The 23,720-nt window shown below is 43.6% G+C and carries 18 protein-coding genes; 12 read left to right on the top strand and 6 right to left on the bottom strand.

Annotated features, from left to right (window positions below; genetic code table 11):
- Window positions 1-42: 42 nt before the first annotated feature.
- The 5 genes from A7D14_RS08675 to nirB form a co-directional block, all read right to left on the bottom strand.
- Window positions 43-420: a DUF7009 family protein gene (locus A7D14_RS08675; protein WP_067032878.1), complete on the bottom strand. Its 378-nt coding sequence runs from the start codon at window positions 418-420 to the stop codon at window positions 43-45.
- On the bottom strand, window positions 404-2,269 hold the full coding sequence (locus tag A7D14_RS08670; RefSeq protein WP_083158040.1) for a type IV pili methyl-accepting chemotaxis transducer N-terminal domain-containing protein: 1,866 nt from the start codon (window positions 2,267-2,269) through the stop codon (window positions 404-406). The genes A7D14_RS08675 and A7D14_RS08670 overlap by 17 nt, the downstream gene beginning before the upstream one ends.
- A gap of 8 nt (window positions 2,270-2,277) precedes the next feature.
- Entirely contained in the window at window positions 2,278-2,868 is a 591-nt protein-coding gene (locus A7D14_RS08665; RefSeq protein ID WP_067032876.1) for a DUF4202 domain-containing protein, read from the bottom strand.
- A 20-nt stretch (window positions 2,869-2,888) separates the two neighbouring features.
- The gene (gene nirD, locus A7D14_RS08660) at window positions 2,889-3,266 is read right to left on the bottom strand and encodes a nitrite reductase small subunit NirD (protein ID WP_067032874.1); all 378 of its coding nucleotides are present in this window, start codon (window positions 3,264-3,266) and stop codon (window positions 2,889-2,891) included.
- 173 nt (window positions 3,267-3,439) lie between these two features.
- Window positions 3,440-5,959, bottom strand: a complete 2,520-nt coding sequence (gene nirB / locus A7D14_RS08655; protein WP_067032872.1) for a nitrite reductase large subunit NirB — start codon at window positions 5,957-5,959, stop codon at window positions 3,440-3,442.
- Window positions 5,960-6,081: 122 nt separating this feature from the next.
- Between nirB and cobA the strand changes: the two genes are divergently transcribed.
- The 9 genes from cobA (at window position 6,082) to A7D14_RS08610 (ending at window position 17,644) form a co-directional block, all read left to right on the top strand.
- On the top strand, window positions 6,082-6,858 hold the full coding sequence (gene cobA / locus A7D14_RS08650; protein WP_067032870.1) for a uroporphyrinogen-III C-methyltransferase: 777 nt from the start codon (window positions 6,082-6,084) through the stop codon (window positions 6,856-6,858).
- A gap of 206 nt (window positions 6,859-7,064) precedes the next feature.
- The gene (locus A7D14_RS08645; protein WP_067032862.1) at window positions 7,065-8,465 is read left to right on the top strand and encodes an MFS transporter; all 1,401 of its coding nucleotides are present in this window, start codon (window positions 7,065-7,067) and stop codon (window positions 8,463-8,465) included.
- Window positions 8,466-8,515: 50 nt separating this feature from the next.
- Window positions 8,516-9,805 (top strand): alginate export family protein, encoded by a 1,290-nt coding sequence (locus A7D14_RS08640; protein WP_067032860.1) that lies wholly within the window; start codon window positions 8,516-8,518, stop codon window positions 9,803-9,805.
- Window positions 9,806-9,901: 96 nt separating this feature from the next.
- Window positions 9,902-10,588 carry a response regulator transcription factor gene (locus A7D14_RS08635; protein WP_067032858.1) on the top strand — a complete coding sequence of 229 codons (687 nt, stop codon included), beginning with the start codon at window positions 9,902-9,904 and terminating at the stop codon, window positions 10,586-10,588.
- A 133-nt stretch (window positions 10,589-10,721) separates the two neighbouring features.
- A complete protein-coding gene (locus A7D14_RS08630) occupies window positions 10,722-14,255 on the top strand; it encodes a nitrate reductase (RefSeq protein WP_067032856.1) in 3,534 nt (1,177 codons plus the stop codon).
- Between the two features lie 4 nt (window positions 14,256-14,259).
- A complete protein-coding gene (locus A7D14_RS08625; protein ID WP_067032854.1) occupies window positions 14,260-15,699 on the top strand; it encodes a rubredoxin in 1,440 nt (479 codons plus the stop codon).
- Window positions 15,700-15,874: 175 nt separating this feature from the next.
- Window positions 15,875-16,318, top strand: coding sequence for a DUF3237 family protein (locus tag A7D14_RS08620; protein WP_067032852.1), 444 nt, complete (start codon window positions 15,875-15,877; stop codon window positions 16,316-16,318).
- Between the two features lie 11 nt (window positions 16,319-16,329).
- Entirely contained in the window at window positions 16,330-16,752 is a 423-nt protein-coding gene (locus A7D14_RS08615) for a cupin domain-containing protein (RefSeq protein ID WP_067032850.1), read from the top strand.
- Between the two features lie 67 nt (window positions 16,753-16,819).
- Window positions 16,820-17,644, top strand: coding sequence for a helix-turn-helix transcriptional regulator (locus A7D14_RS08610; RefSeq protein WP_067032848.1), 825 nt, complete (start codon window positions 16,820-16,822; stop codon window positions 17,642-17,644).
- 112 nt (window positions 17,645-17,756) lie between these two features.
- Here the strand turns inward: A7D14_RS08610 and A7D14_RS08605 are convergent, their stop codons facing one another.
- Complete coding sequence (locus tag A7D14_RS08605) at window positions 17,757-18,464, bottom strand: arylesterase (RefSeq protein WP_255307421.1); 708 nt, start codon at window positions 18,462-18,464, stop codon at window positions 17,757-17,759.
- A gap of 36 nt (window positions 18,465-18,500) precedes the next feature.
- Between A7D14_RS08605 and A7D14_RS08600 the strand changes: the two genes are divergently transcribed.
- The 3 genes from A7D14_RS08600 (at window position 18,501) to A7D14_RS08590 (ending at window position 23,491) form a co-directional block, all read left to right on the top strand.
- On the top strand, window positions 18,501-19,178 hold the full coding sequence (locus A7D14_RS08600; protein ID WP_067032845.1) for an ABC transporter ATP-binding protein: 678 nt from the start codon (window positions 18,501-18,503) through the stop codon (window positions 19,176-19,178).
- Window positions 19,178-21,724: an ABC transporter permease gene (locus A7D14_RS08595; protein ID WP_067032842.1), complete on the top strand. Its 2,547-nt coding sequence runs from the start codon at window positions 19,178-19,180 to the stop codon at window positions 21,722-21,724. Before A7D14_RS08600 ends, A7D14_RS08595 begins: the two co-directional genes overlap by 1 nt.
- A 204-nt stretch (window positions 21,725-21,928) precedes the next feature.
- Window positions 21,929-23,491, top strand: coding sequence for a glycoside hydrolase 43 family protein (locus A7D14_RS08590; RefSeq protein ID WP_067032933.1), 1,563 nt, complete (start codon window positions 21,929-21,931; stop codon window positions 23,489-23,491).
- The last annotated feature ends 229 nt before the right edge of the window (window positions 23,492-23,720 follow it).

Below are 23,720 nucleotides of genomic sequence, written 5' to 3'. Positions count from 1 at the left end.
GAAATTCTTGATGGTTGGATGGTACTTTTTAAACTGAAGGGATTAGCATGCGTTGGTGCCACTTTTTGGATTGGGGTAGTTGTCCGATTGGTCCTCGGTTGTATTGTCCAGACAGGCAAAATCCTTTTCCAATAGCAATGAAAGCTGCTCTCCATTTGGCAAATCTATGGTGCCGCTAAAGCCAACCCTGTTCGATGTGGCCCATCCAGACCGTTCCTCATCGGTTAGGTACAGGGTTATGGTATTTTCCTCAAAAGAAGCCTCCAAAGTATCAATCCCTTTTTTGGCTTTTAAGGCATAGGCAAACACGCTATTGCCAAAATGGGTAGTCTCTTTGTACAATCCTGTTTCACAAAAGGTCTCTACCTCGGTCTTGGTCAATCTATATCGTATTGAATTTCCTTTAATCCTGATTTTCATGCTCTTCTTTTTTTGTTTTTTCGATATTGTCCAAATTGTAATTGATGGAGACCCGGGTTCCTTCACCAGGGTTGGAGTTGATGAACAATCTACCGTTGATGTAACTTATGCGCTCCTTCATAAAAAACACGCCCATTCCGCCATCACTACTGTTTTTTGGTGGACTGTCAATAATGGAGGAGTCAAAACCTTTTCCATCATCATCAATGACCACACTCAATAAATTGTTTGTATGGTTGATGGTCACCAAAATATAATTCGCATCCGCATATTTAATGGCATTGTTCACGGCTTCTTGGGTCACCCTGTAAATATTGGTTTCCGCCAGTGAATCAAAACGGATGTTCTCTTCGGCCTTGTTCTCGAACAGAATATTTTTACCCGTTAATTTACTCAATTCCGATGTCATTTTTTGTAACGCCGGAAAAATACCATGATCCCCAAGCTCGGGTGGGGTAAGATTAAAGGTAGCGGTACGCACCCCTTTGATCAAATCTGAAGTGAGTTCCTTCAGGTAGGCTATTTTCTCCTTGGTGCGTTCCTTTTGTTCCAGATTGATGGATTCAATATTGAAACGCAATGCGGTGAGCATTTGTCCAATACCATCGTGGATGTCCTTGGCTATACGTTTCCGCTCCTCTTCCTGTCCTTCTACAATGAGACTGGCCTGTAGTTGCTTTTGGCGCATACGGTCCTCATAGTTCTGAAGGGTAAGTTGTTCCACCTTTTCTTGGTTGCTTTTACGTTCCGTGATGTCGGAGCACAGCAATAACACGCTTTGCCTTAAACTTGTTTGGTGCATGGGGATAATGGACATGTCCAACCATAATTTGTTGCCTGCTTTTGTCTTTATTTCAATTTCCTCAGTTCTGATGCTCTTTCGGGGTTTGGTCAAAACTTCCCCAAGATATTGCCGTTGCCCTTCGTCGGTGGTCAATATTTCGGAAAGATGTGTGTTGGGGGGGATGTTGGATGCTTCCAAAAGGGTCAAGAATTTTTTGCTGATAAAAACAACGGTTCCATCACTGCGGGCACTGGCAAAGAGTGCAGCATTGTCAATCACAAAATTCAATTCCTTCAGCTCTTGGAGCGATTTTTCCTTTTCCTCGAATATTTTTTTGATTTCCTGGGCGTCCTGTTCCGATTGCAACTGGCTTTTGACCAGGTTCCGTATGGTTTCCTTGATCTGTATGGACAACGGCCTGAAGATAAAAAGGACCTCCAGAATCAAAATCAACAAAGAAAATGCCAGCAACAGATATTCCTTAATTTTCAGTTTTTGTAGACGTTCTTTACTGATGGCATCGTATTCGTTGACAATGGTGTCCATTTTTTCCAGAAAGCGCTCTTCATTGGCCAATAAAATAGCCAATGCCTGTCCTGAGGTATCTTTCTGCAACAGCATGGTCTCCACTGCACCGACCATGGCATTGTGATGAGGGGAAAGTTCTTCAAAATGTTTTAAGATGGATACATTATCCTCTTTGGGGAGTCCAATACTATCGTTCCCTTTTTGAAGCCCTTCATGGGATATCTTCCAGATGTAAAGAGTGCTTTTCAGCTTTTCCAAAAGTTCTTGTTGCTCACCTTCCCCTAGATTTTCCTGGTTGAGCAGCAAAGCCTCCTTGACCAATTTTTGGCTGTAGGCACGCTGTCTGCCCGCCACATTGATCACACGGGAGTCATCCAATTGGGAGTTGAGGTGCTGTTGTATCAGGATTTGGGCAACTATGATGGTAACCGCAATCGCAGAAAGTGCCAACAAATACCACTTTCGGATTCTCAAAAAGGTTGAGACATCCAATGTTTGTTGTTGATCACCCTTTTTCATTTGTTTGTCTGTGCCCATTTTAGGCATTAGTTGGATAAGGCTTTGGAGACCAGTTCCTTCCCTCTTTCCGAAAAAGACAGTGCCAAAGCGGCCTTATGACCCTTTGGAGACATCTTTTTCCAGGTTTTTTGCAAAATGGAGATGATTTTGTCGTCATCGTGCTTTATTTGGAACGGCTCGTAATAATATTTTAAAAATACCAAGCAGATAACATCCTCCAAGGTCTGGGTCTCCTCATCTTTTTTCAATTGTTTTTTAAGTAACAGGAAAGAGACCCTGTCAATGGTTTCATCATCGTAGCCCACTTTTTGTAATATGGAGCTGGCCTTTTCGGCGTGAAATTTTTTAAGTTCCTGTCTCCACTTTAGGTAGCCCACCCGATTCATTTCATAGGATTCCCTGGGTATTTCCCATCTACAGATGTGCTGGCAACGTGCCGTTAACTGTAATGCTTCCGAAGCATCGGGTTCAAATTCATTCAGAATATCCGTCATTCGCTCGGCGTACAAAAGTTCTTTAGGATATGCTGCCCCTTCAAAAATTTCCTTGTTGGGGTCTTGTGCATTGGCCTCATCAAATAATTTGAATGCTTCCAAAAGTTTTTTGGACATGCCCATATGTATTGGTTTTCTTAAATCTATTCAGAAAAACCAATATAAACAAAGCCATTTTCCAATTTTACCGGAAAAGTGGCTATGGAGGGCAAATCCCCGTTGAGGTTTTCCCCGGTTTCCAAAGAGAATGTTTTTTTGTGCATGGGGCAGGCCACTTTGGCAATGCCTTCGGAATCTCCTATCATGCCTCGTGATAGTACCATTTCCATTTTATGGGGGCACAGGTTTTGGCAGGCGTACCATTTTTGTTTCCGTTTAAAATGATATACCGCTATTTGCTTGTCCTTATATTTGATACATGCCCCGCCATTTTCAGGTATGTCCCGTTCATGGCAGGCTTTGAACCACACGGTTGCTTTTTCCAAAGATACCGGGGCGTACTGTTGAAATAGTGTTTCCATATTTTTAGTTTTTTGGATGTCCGTAATGTGTCATAATATCACTAACGTCACCCTGAACTTGATTCAGGGCCACATAAAGATGCTCATATTCAGCAGGGTGAGATGTTGAAACAAGTTCAACATGACGCCAAAAACACCCATTATGACATTAAACGGATAATCAGTTTTTGTTTTTAGTTGGTCCATGGTTCTGGCATTTTCTGTTCCCGCATAGGGACAAAGACCAAGTTGTCGTCCCTATCATCGGCATTCACAAAATGCTTGAAACGCTTACCGATTTCCTCATTTTCCACAGCTTGCCTCCATTCGCATTCATATTTGTCCACAAGGGCCTGCATATCCGTTTCGAGTTCCTTGGCAATGTTTAAGCTGTCTTCTACCACTACCTTTTTGAGTTGGTCTATACCGCCTTCCAGTTTTTCCAGCCAAGCTGCGGTACGCATCAATGGGGCAGCGGTTCGGATGTAGTACATTAAAAAGCGGTCCAGATATTTGATGACCGTTTCGTTATCAATTTGCTCTGCCAACAATTGGGCGTGCTTTGGTGTAGCTCCGCCATTTCCGCATACATAAAGGTTCCAACCGCCTTCCACGGCAATAACCCCAAAATCCTTGCCGCGGGCCTCTGCACACTCACGAATGCACCCAGATACACCGCCCTTCAACTTATGGGGTGACCGAATTCCTTTATAGCGTTCTTCAAGTTCAATGGCAAAACTTACACTCTCGTCCATTCCATAGCGGCACCAAGTGGAACCTACACAGCTTTTTACGGTACGTAATGCTTTCCCGTAGGCATGTCCGCTTTCAAACCCTGCATCAATCAATTTTTTCCAGATGGCGGGAAGGTCGTTCAACTCAGCCCCAAATAAATCTATGCGCTGCCCACCTGTAATTTTGGTGTACAGCTTGTATTCTTTGGCCACATCTCCCAGCACGATCAGCTTATCGGGGGTTATTTCCCCGCCGGGGATCCTTGGTACCACGGAATAGGTTCCATTCCGCTGGATATTGGCCAAAAAACGGTCGTTGGAATCCTGGATCACATCTTCTTTGTTGGCCGTATCGTTATAAATAGTGGCAAAAATGGAGGCAAGGGCAGGTTTGCACACTTCGCAGCCATCACCTTTGCCACATTTGTCAAGGGCTACATCATAGCTTGTGATGCCCTTTACTTTGATGATGCCGTACAACTCTTGTCGGGTATATTCAAAGTGTTCGCAAATAACATCTTTTACCTCTTTCCCCATGGATTTAAGGGTCTCGTTGACCAGCTCCACGACCATGGGCTTGCATCCTCCACAACCTGTGGTGGCCTTGGTACAGCTTATAATATCTTTAAGGGAATCCGATTCGCCATTCAGGAGGGAGGAGCAGATGTTTCCTTTGGAAACACTTTCACAGGAACATATCTGGGCAGTGTCAGGTAGATCCATTGCACTGCCAAAGGCAGAACCACCTTCGCCACGTGCTCCCACGATCAGTTCTTCTGCATTATCGGGCAAAGCCATTCCGTTCAGGTACATTTGATGCAGAATATTGTAGTCCGAAGCATCTCCAACGAGAATTCCTCCCAAGAGTGTCTTTCCATCATGGCTTACATTGATTCGCTTGTAGAGGAACTTGGTCTTATTTTCAAAAATGATGGACAACCCCTTGTCCGCTGGCATGTAGGGAGTGCCAAAACTGGCCACATCCACCCCCATTAATTTGAGTTTTGTGGACATGTCTATATTTTCTGGCATGATAATGTCTTGGCTGCCCAATATTTGGTTTACGGCCACATCGGCCATTTCATAACCTGGTGCAACAAGACCATAGATCATTTGGTTGTAGAGGGCCACTTCGCCTATGGCAAATATATCCTTAGCCGATGTTTGCATTTTATTGTTGACGACAATTCCGCCACGGGTACCCATTTCAAGGCCACAGGTTTTGCCAAGTTCATCCCTGGGGCGGATTCCCGCGGAGATGATGAGCATATCCACGTCCAGTTGATCATCTTCCCCAAACTCCATGCCCTCAATCACCGTATCGCCCAAAATTTGGTTGGTCGCCTTGCTCAAATGAACCTGAATCCCCATAGACTCCAATTTTAATCGGAGTACGTTGCTGCTTCGCGTGTCCAATTGTCTGGGCATCAATTTTGGGGCAAATTCCACTACGTGGGGTTCCAATCCCATGTCGAATACTGCTTTTCCAGCTTCCAGTCCCAAGAGGCCACCCCCTAGAATAGCTGCTTTTCCATTGGGTTTAATGGCTTTGATTTGAGAGGCATAGGCCATCATGTCCTCCAAGTCCTCAATGGTTCGGTAGACAAAGACCCCTTCCTTTTCAACACCGGGGATAGGAGGTACAAAAGGTACGGAGCCTGTGGCCAGTACCAAGTAATCATATCCGTAAGAGTTGCCCGAAGCGGTGTGGATCTCCTTGGCTTCCTTTTTAATATCGGAGACCCGTTGCCCCGTAATAAGTTCAATGCCATTCTCTTTGTACCAGGAAGCGGGGGCAAGTTCCAAGGCTTTTGCATCTTGGTTTTCAAAATATTCACTGAGATGCACCCTGTCATACGCTGGTCTGGGTTCTTCCCCAAAAACCACAAGCTTATATGCATCACCGGAGGAGGCTGCGATAAATTTTTCGCAAAACTTATACCCTACCATTCCGTTGCCCACTACAATTACAGTTTTCATATCCACATGATTTTGAAACACGAATCAAAACTAAGTATAATTACGTATATATTTAGTGTTTTTTTGAAAATAAATACGTATTCTTGTTGCGAGATTCATAAAATTCAAAACATATATTTATAATGAAGCAATACTCAAAAGAAGCAAAAGTAACGTTGGTAGGTGCTGGGCCAGGTTCGGCAGACCTTATTTCTGTTAGAGGTTTAAAAGTTTTGCAACAGGCTGATGTGGTGTTGTACGATGCGCTGACGGATACTGCTCTGTTGGATGAAGCCCCTGAACAAACTCCAAAAATATACGTAGGGAAACGATGCGGGAAGCATAGCTTTTCCCAAGATAAAATTAACACCTTGATTGTGGAGAATGCATTTATATACGGTCATGTAGTGCGATTGAAAGGAGGGGACCCATTTGTGTTTGGTAGGGGGTCGGAGGAAGTGGAATATATTGAGTCTTTTGGGATTCCTGTTGAGGTGGTTCCGGGCATATCAAGTGCTATTGCCGTACCTGCAAGCCAGGGAATATCTATTACCAAAAGAGGAGTGAGCAGCAGTTTTTGGGTGGTGACCGCCACCACAAAAGAGGGTGGTCTCTCCAAGGATTTTCAATTTGCGGCACAATCTTCGGCAACACTGGTTGTTTTGATGGGTGTCCGTAAATTGGTTGAAATAGCTAGAGAAATAGGGAAATATAGAAAAAGTTATACGCCACTAGCCATCATTCAGAACGGAACGTTGTCCAATGAGAATTGTGTTACGGGCACATTAAAGGATGCTGTCCGCATGTTGGATGAAATAGATTTATCGTGTCCGGGAATCATTGTTATAGGTGATGTGGTTGCCGACCACCCATTATTTTTTGAAGATGCCATCCAAAGGGTTGTTGGAATGGAGCTCTAAACGTATACCTTAATATAATAGGACTTCCCAAGCAGGAAGTTTTAATTCCCAGATTGTTAAAAAACCTACGTTCAATTTTCGGATGACATAATATGATCGACATCATTTATAACATTTTATAAAAATACGTAGTTATTTGACATCTTGACCATTAAAATACGTATAAATACTTAGATTTGAATATCTAATCTACTAATATACGTATTATGAAAGCCACACGATTAAATCTATTGAATTTAAAAAGTATTCCCATTAGAACGTTCTGGATATCCTCCATTGCCTTCTTCATTTGTTTTTTTGCATGGTTTGGTATCGTTCCCTTTATGCCCGATGTAGTAAGGGATTTAGGGTTGACCCCATCGCAAAAATGGAATTCGATTATTCTAGCTGTTACGGGTACGGTTTTTGCCCGATTGCTCATTGGTAAGCTTTGCGATAAGTACGGCCCCAGACTGTGTTACACATGGTTGTTGATTATTGGTGCCATACCTGTGGTGCTGATAGGTTTGGTGCAAACCCCTTTGCAGTTTTTGCTCTGTAGGTTTTTTATTGGATTTATAGGGGCTTCCTTTGTTATTACCCAATTCCATACGTCCATAATGTTTGCCCCCAATATTGTAGGTACGGCCAATGCCACATCTGCAGGATGGGGAAACCTTGGTGGTGGTGCCAACAGATTAGGTATGCCATTGATTGCAGCCGCGGTTGTGAGCTTTGGCGTAGCCGATGAAATGGCATGGCGCTATTCCATGGTCATTGCCGGGATGGTTTGTTTTTCCATGGGGCTTGTCTATTACTTCTTTACCCAAGATACCCCGGAAGGAAATTTTACTGCATTACGGAAAACGGGGAATATGCCGGTCTTGAAAAAAGATAAAATTTCCTTTGCAAGCACTCTAAAAGATTATCGGGTTTGGATTTTGTTCTTGGTATATGCCGCGTGTTTTGGTATGGAACTTACCGTGTATGGCACCATGGACGATTACTTGCAAAATACTTTCGGATTGGACAGAATTACAGCGGGAAATATAGTGTTGTCCTTTGCCTTGATGAATATTTTTGCGCGTACTTTGGGAGGCTTCTTTGGGGACCGATTCGGAAAGTTGAAAGGACTTCGAGGACGGGTTTTGTTTCTTACTTTTATCTTGATGGCCGAAGGCATCATGCTTTCCGTGTTCTCATTGACCACCAGTCTTGCGGTGGGAATCATTTTCTTGGTCGCATTCAGTCTTACGGTACAAATGGCGGAAGGCGCAACATTTTCCGTAGTTCCCTTTATCAATAAAAAAGCTATTGGTTCCATCTCTGGAATTGTTGGGGCAGGAGGTAATGTTGGGGCATTTTTGGCAGCACTTTTCTTAAAGTCAAAATCGGCTGTTGCAGAAAGTAGTGCAATAAAGGCCAATGCATCCTTGGGCGAGGAAGCGGTAAAGGCCGCGCAAGCTGCCGCGGCCTCCGATGCAGTGTCGAGCGGATATTTTATTATTGGAGTTTTTGTGGTCGTAGCGGCCATAAGTGCTTTTGCCATTAGGTTCTCTACCGCCGATGAAGAAGCTGTGCTTCAGGAAATGGAGGGCAAAATGGCCATGTCCACCGTGGAAGGCTAGTGTTTCTTCTGATACAGTTCCCTAATTAATTCAACCAAAAAGTAAGCGTTATGAAGTATATCAATACAAAAGGATCCCTTGTTTGCCTATGCCTTTTGGGAATGCATTTTTCCTTTGCCCAGTTTGTTGTGGATGGGCAGTTTCGACCTAGAACAGAATATAGAAATGGTTTTGGAGGATTGATTCCCAAAGCGTCCGACCCTGGTTTTGCAACCGCTACGCGGGTTCGTTTAAATACAGCATACCAAACGGAAAAGTATGCCTTTTATGTGAGCCTCCAAGATGTTTTGGTGTGGGGCGAAAACCGTCAACTACGACCGGATGATGAGAACAATTCCTTTGCCATTTTTGAAGCATGGGCCCAAATCCAACTGGGTTCTGGGTGGTCCACAAAATTAGGTAGGCAGGTACTTTCTTATGATGATCAGCGAATCTTGGGTGAAGTGGATTGGACACAACAGGCCCGAAACCATGATGCCGCCTTGATAAGGTATTCCAAAAATGATTTTATGTTGGATTTTGCCCTTGCCTTCAATCAAGATTATGACAATCCAAGTGGTTTCCAATCCATTGGAAATACCTATAACACCATGGGATTTTTCAGTTATAAGACCATGCAGATGCTGTACCTCAAACAAAAGTGGGAAAGCTTTGCGGCAAGCTTGGTATTGCTCAACAATGGCTTTCAAAATTTTGATGAGAACGATAGCGCGGATGGCGTAAGCAATTTGCAGACCATTGGAGCACATCTTACCTATAAAAAAGGAAGTTTTGGGTTGGCGGCCAACGCTTTTTTTCAAACAGGGGAAAGACAAGGCGAGTTGGACGTCAAAGGAGCTTATTTGTTGGGACTCGACCTCAGCTATAAGGCGTCAAGCACAGTAGGTCTTGGTGCAGGAATTGAAATCATTAGTGGAAATGATGGACAGACAACCGGGGAAACTGCCGCCTTTTTTCCACTATATGGCACCAACCACAAGTTCAACGGCCTTATGGATTATTTCTATGTGGGCAATCATGCCAACTCTGTTGGAATATTTGATATTCACGCCAGTGCCAATTTCAAATTGGGTGAGAAATCAGGTCTATTGGCCAAGATGTTGAATTTCAAGGGAGAACAAGACCTGCCCAGCGGAGAAAACGCATTGGGTACCGAGGTGGATTTGGTGTTTACCCAAAAATTCAATGGATATGCCCTAAAACTGGGATACTCGCACTTATTTCCAGCAGACGGTATGTACGAGCTTAAGGGCATCACCGAGTCAGACGCGGCCAGCACACAAAATTGGGCGTGGGCCATGTTGATCCTAAAACCCAAGTTGTTTACAACGGATAAGTAAAATTTAGAGTTAGTTGGTTTTATAGGCTGTTCCATTTTAAATGGGGCGGCCTTTTCTATGTTCAAAGTATTTCAATAATTCGACTATTTTTGTGAAATGCAAGATTCGGAACACCAACAGACCATTACCATAGTTTTGGCCGATGACCACTCTTTGGTTAGGGATGGTATACGTGCACTATTGGAGGAAGAACCAGGTTTGGATGTAATAGGCGAGGTTTCCAATGGCTTGGACGCGCTTAAAATGGTGGATGAAAAATCCCCAGATATTCTGATCATTGATATTCGAATGCCGGAATTGGGCGGTATTGAAACCGTGGAGCGCCTAAATGCCAAAGGGAAATCCAAGACCAAATCCATAATTCTTTCCATGCACGATTCGGAAGAATACATTCTTAAATCGGTAAAGGCCGGGGCCAATGGCTATCTTCTGAAAGATACTGGTAAAACTGAGTTTGTAAAGGCAATCCATATGGTTCAAGAAGGCGGGAAGTACTTTAGTGGGGATATCTCAAATGTACTTGTGAACAATCTGTTCAGTTCCGATAAAAAGCCAAGCTCCTCACCATCCAAAGAAAGCAAGGGCAATCCTTTTGACCTGACCAATAAGGAACTTCAGGTATTGGAATTGGTCTTGGCAGGGTATACCAACAAGGAGATTTCAGAAAAATTGCAGAACAGTAAACGCACCATCGAGACGCATCGCTTTAATTTAATGAAGAAAATGGAGGTGAAAAACCTAATGGATCTTTCCAAAAAAGCCAACAAGTACAATTTAGTGTAGGTTTCAATTTTTCAACCTTTTACTACAATTTTTATCATTCTCTCGATTTAGAGCATCACTTTTAGCATATTCTTACTACGTATTTGTACGTAAATTTATAATTTTCGACATCGAAAAATACGGTGTGAATACGATGCAGGAAAAAGAAAAACATAATACCATTTGTTCGTATTGTGGAGTGGGTTGCGGTATTACGGTGACCAAAGATGTAAAAGGCGTACTGTCCGTAAAAGGAGACGAGGACTATCCTGTCAACAAGGGGATGTTGTGTTCAAAAGGTAAAACGTTGAACTACGTAGCCCAGGATACCAATGATCGCATATTGTACCCAGAAATGCGATGGAGTCGCAACCATCCCATGCAAAGGGTCAGTTGGGATATTGCCTTAAAAAGAGCCGCCGCGGTTTTCAGAAGTATCATAGATCGTCATGGCCCGGATAGTGTTGGCCTCTATGTTTCCGGACAATGCCTTACCGAAGAATATTATTTGGCAAACAAACTCACCAAAGGCTTCTTGGGTACCAATAATATTGATACAAACTCCCGGCTTTGCATGAGTTCCGCCGTTGTTGGCTACAAAAAAACAGTGGGCAACGATGCTGTTCCCATTGCTTATGCTGACATTGAATTGGCGGACTGTTTTCTGATTGCCGGTGCAAATCCGGCCTGGTGCCACCCAATCCTGTTCCGTCGAATTGAAAAACATAAGGAGCAAAACCCCAAGGTTAAATTGATTGTTGTGGATCCGCGTAAGACACAGACTTGTGCATTGGCGGACCTGCATTTGCAAATATTGCCCGGAACAGACGTGATCCTCTTCAATGCCATGGCGAGATGGTTGATTGAAAAGAAAAAAATAGATAAATCATTCATACAAAAGCATACCTCCAATTTTGAAGCGTGCAAGCAAAAGGCTTTTGAGCTTTCCATTCGCAAAGCAGCGGAAAAATGTGGGATCACCGCTGAAGAAATACGCAAAGCGGCCAAAATGATCGCCGATGCGAAGGGATTCATCAGTATGTGGACCATGGGGCTGAACCAAAGTGTCATTGGAGTGGACAAAAACGTTTCGTTGTTGAACCTTTCCTTATTGACCGGGCATATTGGAAAGCCAGGTTCGGGTCCTTTTTCGTTGACAGGGCAGCCCAATGCCATGGGAGGTCGTGAAGTAGGAGGGATGGCCAGTTTGCTGGCGGCCCATCGGGATTTGGGCAATCCCAAACACAGAGAAGAGGTTCGGCAATTTTGGGGAGGGAAGGAAATCAAAGGGGAGCCCGGTCTTACGGCAACGGAAATGTTCAATGCTCTGGAATCCGGGAAAATGAAGGCCATTTGGATTATTTGCACCAACCCCATAGTGAGTCTGCCCAATGCCAAAAAAATTGAGAAGGCTCTTGAAAAGGCCAATTTTGTCATCGTTCAGGATATATCCCATAATTCAGAAACCACAGAATATGCCGATTTGCTGTTGCCAGCGGCAGGTTGGTTGGAAAAAGAGGGCACCATGACCAATTCCGAACGCCGGATAAGTTATTTGCCCAAAGTCATTGATGCTCCCGGCGAGGCCTTGCCCGATGCAGAGATCCTGTGGCGGTTTGCCCAGGAAATGGGATATGGTGGCTTTGACTATACCAACGTCTCCGAAGTGTATGACGAATACTGTTTGATGACCAAGGGAACCAATATTGATATTTCTGGACTGTCTCACGCGCGCCTCAAAAAAGAGGGCAGCTTTCAATGGCCTGTACCTTCACCCGAACACAAGGGGACACCACGCCTTTTTCAGGATCAGAAGTATTTCACCGCTAATGGAAAAGTGCATTTTAATGCACCACGAAATCTGTACAATACATCAGAAATGCCCACCCCCGATTTTCCATTGGTGCTCAACACGGGAAGGGTCAGAGATCAATGGCATACCCGAACCAAAACGGGAAAAGTAAAGCGTCTTTTGACCCACATTCCATCCCCTTTCCTTGAAATGAACAAGGTGGATGCCTATCTGCGAAACCTTAAGGAAGGTGATATTGCCGAGGTAAAAAGCAGGCGGGGAAGTGTAAGGGTCAAGGTAAAAATCAATTATGATATTAGGGAAAGAGTGGTTTTTTTACCGATGCATTGGGGCAAGATCTTGAATGATGATTTTAGTAGGGCCAACAATCTTACCAATGATATCGTGGACCCCATTTCCAAAGAACCCGATTTCAAGTACTGCGCCGTTCAGGTGGAAAAATACAAGAAGCCCGCACAAAAAATAGTGATTGTGGGAGCAGGGGCCGCCGCGTATCGTTTTATCCAAACCTATCGGGAAAAGAACAGAACGGACGAGATCCATGTGTTTTCCAAAGAAGAACATCCTTTTTACAACCGTGTGCTGCTTCCCGAGTATGTAAACGAGGAACTGTCATGGGAGGCCCTTCAAAAATTAAAGCAGGGAGAACTGGAAAAACTCAAGATTAGGCTGTACCCCAATAATAGTATCCAGAATATTAATCCCAAGGAAAAGACAGTTACTGATAATTTGGGAGAGGTACACGATTACGATTTGATGGTAATGGCCACGGGAAGTAGGGCATTTGTGCCCAATGAGGTGCGAATGGATCTACCCGGTAGATTTACCATGCGGGAAAGAGGCGATGCGGACAGGCTTAAAAATTATCTGTCAAAAACAAAGCTTCCCCCCAGTGAACAGCATGTGGTAATCGTGGGGGGAGGTTTGCTCGGACTAGAGCTCGCCGCAGCCCTGAAGAAAATCAATATCAACATCAGCATCATACAGCGTGCCCCCAGATTAATGGAACGTCAGTTGGACCCTGTTTCCAGTAAATTATTGGCCGAGGATGTTTCCGAAAGGGGAATCCAATTGTTTTTTGACAATGAGGTCAGTACCATTTTTGAGGATGAGGAATCCCAATACACATTGATGGTCAATCTTAAGACCGGCCGCACCTTACGCTGCAATGCCATTGTTTATGCGATTGGAACCAGACCCAATATGTCTTTGGCAACAAGTGCCGGGCTGGAAACCAGAAGAGGGGTTTTGGTGAATGCCTATCTGAAGACGAGCGACCCGTCCATTTTTGCATTGGGAGAAATTGCAGAGTTTGAGAATGCACTCTATGGGATCACTTCGGCAGCGGAACAACAGGCCGACGTGGCCGCAAATTATATCCTCGGTGATTTGGGAAGCATTTATAGCGGTTCTGTGTTGATGAATATTTTGAAGTTTGAGAATCTGGACCTGTGCAGTATCGGGATGGTAAATGCCCCGAAGAACGATTCCACCTACGAAGAGATTTTACTGATGGATGTAAGCAAGAGGTTTTACAAAAAATGCATTGTAAAGGATGATACGCTGAAGGGGGCCATTTTAATGGGGGATAAAAATGAGTTCGCAGAGTTTAAACGGCTCATAGAAGAAGAGATTGAGCTCTCTGAAAAAAGGGAGGAATTGCTGCGGGGTTCATCAACCATGGAGCCGCTCAAAGGAAGTTTGGTCTGTTCCTGTAGTCAAGTGGGTGATGGAAACATTAAAGATGCCATAGCGGGAGGATGCACGGATTTTGCCCAGTTATGTTCCCAAACAGGGGCCGGATTGGGATGTGGAAGTTGCAAGCCCGAAGTTCAGGCATTATTGAACGGACAACTGAAAACAACATTGGTTTAAGGCTATGAACGACGATTTGCACAGAATATTGATAAGTGGAGGAATCACTTCACCGGGCGAGCTCAAAGACAGTATTGCCATGCTTGAGGCAGCAGGGCTATCGGAAGTTTATTTTGGCTCAAGACAGGATTTGCTCTTTCCATTGGACAGCATCAAAAAAGGACAATTGGTAAAGACCTCAAAGTATAAAACGGATATTGTTGCAGATCGATTGTACCAAAATATTGTCTGCTCCTATGTCTCTGCGGATATTTTTGATGCTACGCATTGGCTCAAAGGTTCCACGTACTTGTACCTTTTGGAACAGTTTGATTTTATGCCAAGGCTAAAGATCAATATCACCGACCCAAAACAACGGTTGGTGCCCATTTTTAGCGGGAACCTCAATTTTGTGGCTTCCGATGAGGAAGATTATTGGTATTTGAACGTCCTGTTGCCCCATTGGAAGAAAAGTGCGTATTACCCTGTATTGATCTATAGCTGGGACATCGTTTCCGTTTGCAGTGCCATAGAAGAAGTGTACCATACGATGGACAATGTGGATCAACTCTTTGCCATACTGAACCAAAAATTACAGACCCATAACAACAAAACCATAAAAAAGGAACTTCAGATTCCTTTTGTTACGTTTCCTTACTACGAGGGAATGAACCGAATGGGATTGGACCAATTCTGGTTGGGCCTCTATTGGCGCAACAATCGTTATGACCTTCAGTTTTTAAAGGAATTCTGCGGATTCTGTCTGGACAACAGCATCGGAAAAATATGCATCACACCATGGAAATCGTTCATTGTAAAGGGAATTTCCAAAGAAAGTCGACCCGAACTGGAAAGATTCCTTGGCCAAAGGGGGATCAATGTACGGCACTCCCAATTGGAAATGAACTGGCATTTGCCCGTAGATGATGAGGAAGCATTGGAACTTAAACGATATTTGGTCAATAATTTTGATCAGAACGACATCAGTACTTATGGACTTACCTTTGGCATAAGCAAAGATGTAGGTAAGCGTTCCCATTTTTCATCCATAGTCATTGAGAGGAATCCATCGACCCAGATCGGATTGGATTATCAGGTAAGACCGACCTATAATGTCTGTTATTTTAAGGATTTTGACCCCAACACAAGGCAGTATTTGGTCTATGCCCAAGATGTGGATAAAAAAGAATTGCCCAATCTTTTGATTGAATTGAGCAAAGAATACTTTCAACAACTTGGCCAAGAAAAAACCACAGCTACAAAAAAGACAACAAAAAAGGAACAAGCGCAACATACGGTCCACCAATGTCAGAACTGTTTAACGGTGTATGATGAAGATATTGGTGAGCCCCAATCCCAAATTGACCCAAACACGAAATTTGAGGACTTGCCTGAAGACTACACCTGCTTGGTTTGTGGAGCAGAAAAGCCTGAATTCGAGAAGGTGGAAATTGCCATGGTTTAAGGCAAACGAATTTGTAGAATCTATCATCAACCTCTAAGTTCAAATTAGGCTTTACGATTAAAGGGAAGGCATGATTCCTATTACCTTGCACGTAGATCCTCTTTAATATGTCGTTTTTCTCCAATTTAGCCTTTGTCGGTCGCTGTAGTTTTGTTTAAACTTTTAAATCAAGACAATGAAGGATGTAATGGAAAAAACCGATTTGGAACTTTTGTTTGAAGAACATGTTGCCCTTACCGATTTTGTGGAATATGGGTTCAGTATGCAAGATGTAATTGAGGGTAAGCCTATTCCCAAAAGTGGAGCACGTTTCGATATCTATTTTGAGGGTGATGTCATGGGGGACAAGATCAATGGTAAAATCACTGGGGTCGATTATTTGGAGGTAAGGGCCGATGGACGGTTTTTCCTCAATCTACATGCAACCATCATAACCGATGACGGAGCCAGCATTCTAGTGGAGGAAACTGGGATCAATGATCTGGGCACTTTAAAATTGAACATGAAGTTCCACACCAATGACGAAAGATATGAATGGGTAAACCGTGCACAAGTGGCTGGTTTGGGAGCTGTTGATTTTAATACGGGCAAGGCAAACGTAAAAGGATATTTAATTTAAAAACGAACAAAATGACAACTGTAAATGTTACTGAAATTGAACTGAACGAGTTTATTGGAAAAGAGGACAAGGAACAACATTGTAAAGCTACATTTCCATTGGTGGGAGCCCACGGCTCAAAAAAATTGGCCACGGTTTATTTTGAATTGGAACCAGGGGACCATTTGGGCAGGCACACCGATAGTGCAGAGGAACTTTTGGTGATATTGGACGGACAAGTGGAAGCTTTGGTGGGAACCGAAAAGCAAAAAGCCGGGAAAGGGGCATTGGTGCTCATCCCGGAAATGGTTCCCCACGACCTCAAGAATATCGGAGAGACCACAGCCAAGGTGCTTGGTGTTTTTGGAGGGGCCAATAATATTGTGGCAACGTTTGACAATGAAATGCTGCCCACTGAATCCAATGTAGTGGATACTTCTTTGCTTTTTAGTTGATATATAACGGTTTATAATTAGTTTTGCACATTCAACAGTATAATTAAATAGACGGAATTAGTTTAAAATGAACGTCAAGTTTTCAGAATACAGGCCTTCCCCAGCATTGGGCTCATACGTTCAAGCTTTTTATACAGGAGATTTTAACCTGTATTCTGAAAACAACTTTGTACAATCCGTAGTGCCCAATGGCTGTATTGAATTGATCATTCACCTTACCCATGACCATTGCGAACTGGTCAAGGAAGACACATGGGGCAAATCCCCGGAATTCACCTTGATAGGATTGCAGACCAAACCTTATGAAGTTAGGTTCAATGAACAGGTGCAGATATTTGGTGTGCGGTTCAACCCAGAAGGGATTTACCATATTTTTGGGGTTCCTCCGGCACTTTTTACCGCAACCTTTGAGAATAGTACAGATGTATTGGGGAATGAGTTTAAGGATTACTGTTCCCGTTTAAGGGAATCAACAAATATTCAACAACGAATACGTTTGACTGAAGCGTTCCTGTTGAAGAATATGCTGGATAACGCCAAAGGGTACGATTATGTCCGGATGGCATCCGAAATCATTCGCAAGTCCCATGGTTTGCTGAGTTTGGAAGAACTTATTCAAAAAGTCCACATCAGTCCAAGGCAGTTGCAAAGAGAGTTCAAGAAAAAGTTTGGTATAACCGCCAAGGAATATATGCGGCTCTCTCGGCTCAACGCCGTTCAGCAGTACATGCAGGTACCCAACTCCATCAACCTCACCGAAGTATCCTATGAACACGGCTTTGCCGACCAATCCCATTTTATCAGGGAATTCAAGAAATTGGCTGGGACAAACCCGAGGAGTTTTTTAAAGAAGAGAGCAGATTATTTGACCTTACCGGTGAATCTGGAATAAGAAATGTTTGCATAATAAGGGGTAGTGAACCAACCAATATTGGAAATCAAAAAACTATGAATGCAGTATTGAATGGGATTCCTGGTCGTTTGGACCTTTTAAGAAGACTCCGCTAAAGAATTGGCCCTAAAACATCCCAAACATTCTGGGCCACTATTTTTTGTCCCTCTTCGGTAGGGTGTATCCCATCACTTTGGTTCAGATCTGGTATTCCCCCTACATTTTCAAGAAGGAACGGAATCAGGTGAACATTTTCCTCTTCTGCCAGTTCAGGGAAAATGTTTTCAAATCTGGAGGTGTATTCTGGCCCCATGTTTGGTGGAATTTTCATTCCGGCGAGAACAATTTTGGCATTGGGCAGCTTCACTTGGACCATATCCACCATGGAACGCAAATTGGACTCAGTTTCTTTAAGCGGCACCCCCCTAAGTCCATCATTTGCACCCAATTCAATGATTACGATGGAAATATCTTCCTCCAAGACCCATTCCAACCTATTTTTACCACTAGCCGTGGTCTCACCGCTCAAACCAGCATTGATAACTTGGTAATCCAAACCCAATGAATCAATCTTTTGTTGAATGACGGAGGGGTAGGACTGTCCCATTTCAAGGCCATAACCCGCTGTGAGGCTATCCCCAAAAAAGAGAATCTTATTTTTGGAATCACTGACAACGGAAACAGCTTCCTCTTCCACTTGTGATTCTTCAACTGCTTTTTTTTCTGGGGTTTTTTCACCGCAGCCCAATAGTAGGAATGTTAAAAAATAACAAAACATTAACTGCTTGGAGGGGTGGGGAATTTTTTTGGTGAGGGTCAATTTTAGTATTTTGAGAGTTTTAACCAAAAGCATTTTATGTCAAAGATATTAAAAGTTCAACACCTCCATAAAACGTATCGGAGTGGAGAACACGACCTCACCGTATTAAACGATGTTTCTTTTGAAGTGGACAGAGGCGAAACCTTTGCCATTGTTGGGCCATCAGGAAGTGGGAAAACAACATTGTTGGGATTGTGTGCGGGTCTTGACATTACGGATGAAGGAGATATTTGGCTGTGCGATCACCATTTGGCCAGTCTTGATGAGGACGGAAGAGCGAGGTTGAGGAATCAGAAGGTTGGATTTGTTTTTCAGGACTTTCAATTATTGCCAACCCTTACCGCATTGGAAAATGTAATTGTCCCCTTGGAACTCAGGGGCGTAAAAAAAGCTTCGGAACAAGGAAAAGAGCTATTGGCAAAAGTGGGATTGGAAGATCGGTCTGGACACTATCCTTCCCAACTCTCGGGAGGGGAGCAACAGCGAGTGGCCTTGGCCCGTGCCTTTGCCAATAAACCCTCAATATTGTTTGCCGATGAACCCACAGGAAATTTGGATGATGAAACAGGAGCCAAAATTGAAAAACTGCTCTTTGAACTCAACAAAGAACAAGGTACCGCTCTGGTCATTGTAACCCATGATCTGGAATTGGCCCAAAAGACCGATAAAAGTATCCGATTGAGGTCGGGTAAAATAGAGGAAAGTTATAGTTAATGAGTGTGGGACAAAAAAATGGAACGGGGGTATTGTGGTTGTTCAAAATGGCATGGCGAGATGGAAAAGCCAGCTATGGTAAACTATTGTTGTTCATCTTTTCCATAACCCTTGGTGTAGCAGCAGTTGTGAGTGTCCACTCGTTCAGTGGACTCCTAAAAGAAAATATTTCATTGCAGTCAAAGGCCCTTTTGGGCGCCGATTTTGTCATTGAAAGTGATAAACCGGTCAATGATCGGGTCATGGGCATAATGGATTCCTTGGGTGGAGCCGATGCACGGGAAATCAATTTTCTTTCCATGGGTGCATTCCCGGGCAATGAGGGTACAAAATTGATGGAAGTCCGTGGTGTTGACGGGGATTTTCCATTTTATGGAGGTTTGGAGGCCGACCCCAAAACGGCCGTCAATGATTTTCGGAAGGATGGGGCATTGGTCGATGCCACAACCATGCTCCAATTCAACCTAAAAGTGGGTGATAGTATTAAGTTGGGGGCGGTTACATTTCCCATTTCTGGAGCGTTAAAAACAGTGCCCGGTAGTAATTCCGTATTTGGTGCCATAGCCCCCCCGGTACTTGTCCCTCTCAATTTTATTGAGGCAACGGGTCTCGTTCAAACGGGAAGCCGAATTGACTACAAATATTATTTTAAGGCCGATGCGGGGCAGGATATGGAGGCTCTGAACGATGAGCTCGACCCCGTCCTTGACAATGAGGATGCTGATATTGACACCCATGTATCCGAGGCGAGACGTATGGGCAGACGGTACGAAAACTTCGGAAAGTTCTTGAACTTGGTTGGGTTCATTTCCCTGCTTTTGGGATGTGTGGGCATCGCCAGCGGAATGAGTATCTACATCCGAATGAAACTGAAGTCCATTGCGGTGCTCAAATGTTTGGGGGCGACAAAATACCAGAGTTATCTCATATTTTTTGTCCAAATAGCCTGTATGGGTATCATTGGTGGTCTGTTGGGCAGTTTGGCCGGGTATTTCATTCAGCGATTGTTTCCGGTACTGCTTGGAGATTTACTGCCCATTGATGTTGGGATATCGTTTTCCTTCCAAAATGCTGTTTTGGGACTCGCATTAGGGGTCACCATGTCCGTTTTATTTGCACTGTACCCTTTGATCAGGACATTGTATGTTTCTCCATTGCAAGCGCTACGTGTGGTGGAAGAGGGCAAATCTCGTTCATCCAAAGCAACCTTGGCTGTGGGTGCGGGCATTGTTCTTTTTGTGCTTGGGTTTTCATTTTGGCTTCTGGGAGATTTTGAGCGATCCTTATATTTTGTGATAGGTTTAAGCGCTGTTTTCTTGATTCTTACCGGGGTCGCCAAATTCTTTATGGGGCTGTTGAAACGATTTTTTCCATACTCGTGGAGTTTTACGGCCAGACAGGGGTTACGTAATCTGTTCAGGCCACAAAACCAGACCCTTATTTTGGTGTTGGCCATTGGAATCGGAACCTTTTTGATCAGTACGCTGTATTTTACCAAGGATATGCTCCTACAAAAAGCATCCATTGAGGATAGTGCCAATAGCGCCAATATGATTTTAATGGACATTCAAAGTGAGCAGGCAGAAGCAATATCAAATACGATTGAAACCTCAGGGTTTTCTGTTATTGATGAAATTCCCATTGTGACCATGCGGGTTGAAAGCTTGAAAGGAAAGCATATAGAAGAGATTCGAAGGGATACTACTTCCCAAGTGAGCCGTTGGATATTGAACCATGAATTCAGGGTAACGTACAGGGACAGTCTTATCAATTCTGAACGGATCATTAATGGCGAATGGACTGCTTCTGTTGTTAAGGACGCTGATGTTCCCATTTCAGTCAGCGAAGATTTTGCAAACAGGGCAATGGTGGGTATAGGCGATAAAGTTTCCTTCAATGTTCAAGGGAGGATAATGGAAACAGAAGTACAGAGTATACGGGAGGTGGATTGGAGTAGATTGCAACCTAATTTTTCAGTGGTTTTTCCTTCTCGTGTTCTTGAGAACGCTCCTCAATTTAAAGTTATGACGACTAGGACGGGGGACGATGAAAGTTCGGCAAAGCTGCAACAAGAACTGGTTGAAGCCTTTCCCAATGTTTCCATTCTGGATCTAAAACGTATGTTGACCCTTTTGGAGGATATTTTGGGTAAAATCAGCTGGGTGATAAACTTTATGGCCTTCTTCAGCATTTTTGTGGGAGTGGCGGTTCTTATGGGGGCCATTTATAGCAGTAAGCACCAACGGGTCAAACAGGGCGCTTTGTTAAGAACCTTGGGGGCCAAGGGAACACAGATTTTAAGCATCATCTCCATTGAATATGCCATTTTGGGGTTCTTGGGTGCCTTTATGGGAGTGGTACTTGCCGTTTTGGCCAACTTTTTATTGGCTTGGGTACTGTTTGATATGACATTTACACCTTCATCAGTGCCATTCCTTGTGATAATGCCGCTAATAATTCTTCTGGTATTTGTTTTGGGAGTGGGAAACAGTCTGGGAATCGTTAGAAATTCTCCCCTTATCGTCTTGAGAAAAGAGAAGGAATAGAGCAAGCCAAAAAAACAATTTCCTATAATTTGTTGGATATTGAACACCAATGTGTTAAATAAACACTTATATTGGATGCTCAAAAATAGAAGGGAACAATTTACGGTTGTTCATAAGATACATTTTTGCAAAATGATAAAAAGTAAGACTGTTGTATCGAATTTCAGAAAAGTGAATGATTCAGTTCATCAACTGGTTTCACAAATGAAACTAATGGTTCTTTTTCTCATGCTTCTCATCTTCCATATGGGAAGCGCACAAAACGAAAAAGCACAAAACCCCATCATTTTTGCCGATGTGCCCGACATGTCCATGGTACGGGTGGGGGATACCTACTACATGAGTAGTACAACCATGCACATGAGTCCGGGTGTTCCCATCATGAAATCCACGGATTTGGTCAATTGGAAATTGGTCAACTATGCATACGATACCTTGGCAAATGTTGATGCACTAGTTTTAGAAAATGGGAAAAACGCCTATGGGAGAGGGTCTTGGGCCAGTTGTATTCGGTATCATAATGGTATGTTCTACGTGTTCACCTTTGCAGCAACAACAGGAAAAACCTATGTGTTTTCCACAAAAGATATTGAAAAGGGACCATGGGAAGTCAAATCTTTTGAACCCTCATATCACGACCTTACGGTACATTTTGATGAAGACGGGAAGGTCTACATGATATGGGGCAACGGAAAGCTGATGATCGCTGAATTGCAAGATGATTTATCCGGGGTAAAGGCTGGTACCGAGAGGGTGCTTATGGAAAATGCCAGTGCCCCCGCAGGTGACAACATCATGTTGGGAGCAGAGGGTTCCCAACTGTTCAAGGTAAATGGAAAGTACTACCTTTTTAACATTACATGGCCCCGTGGGGGTATGCGAACCGTATTGGTGTACCGTGCCGATAACATTTATGGGCCATACGAGGGCAAAGTGGCCTTGCAGGATAGGGGTATAGCCCAAGGTGGGTTGATTGATACGCCTGATGGCAAGTGGTTCACCTACCTGTTCAGGGATTATGGTTCCGTAGGAAGAATACCGTATCTGGCTCCAGTGACGTGGGAGGATGGATGGCCCATTTTGGGTGTGGACGGTAAAGTTCCCCAGACTTTGGATTTGCCTGCAAGTACCGGTTTGATTCCCAATATTGTGGCCAGTGATGAATTCAATAGAAAAGAAAATGACCACAAATTACCCTTGGTCTGGCAATGGAACCACAACCCTGTGGACAGTCTGTGGTCATTGACCGATAGAAAAGGATATCTGAGATTGACAACCGGGCGTACAGATGAAAATTTTGTTCAGGCCAGAAATACACTGACCCAAAGAACCATAGGGCCGGTATGTTCAGGAGCAACCGCTTTGGATGTTTCAAATATGAAGGAAGGCGATTTTGCGGGGTTGGCGTTGCTCCAAAAGAACTATGGACAAATTGGGGTAAAATATGAAAATGGGACAAAGAAATTGGTGATGGTGAGTTCGCAGAACGATAAACCCGAAGAAATGGAAAGTTTGGCTTTACAACACGATCAAAATATAGTCTACCTTAGGGCTGTGTGCGACTTCACTGATTTAAAGGATGTAGCTGATTTCTACTATAGTTTGGATGGCGATAAATGGGTCAGGATGGGCACCCGACTGAAAATGTCGTACACCTTGCCGCATTTTATGGGGTATCGCTTTGGGCTTTTTAATTATGCCACAAAGGAAGCAGGTGGATATGCTGATTTCGACTATTTTAGAATACTAAATAAATTGAACGATTAAAATCAAACAACAGTTAACTAAAAACAAACGATCATGAAACCCTATTCCATAAGCTTGGCATTATTTCTTTTATGCTACTCCACTGGCATCACCTAAAGCAAGGGGTGAACCGAAAACACCTTTATATTGGTGAAAAACACTTTATAATAGCATTTGGATGTGGAACAGCCATGAAGATTGGGCAGTTCTCAAGTATTGCAATTGGTGGTGATACCATTCACAGCTTCTA

It is taken from the genome of Allomuricauda sp. CP2A, from assembly GCF_001683915.1.
Lineage (GTDB): Bacteria > Bacteroidota > Bacteroidia > Flavobacteriales > Flavobacteriaceae > Flagellimonas.
This window is presented reverse-complemented; position numbering and strand designations above follow the sequence as displayed.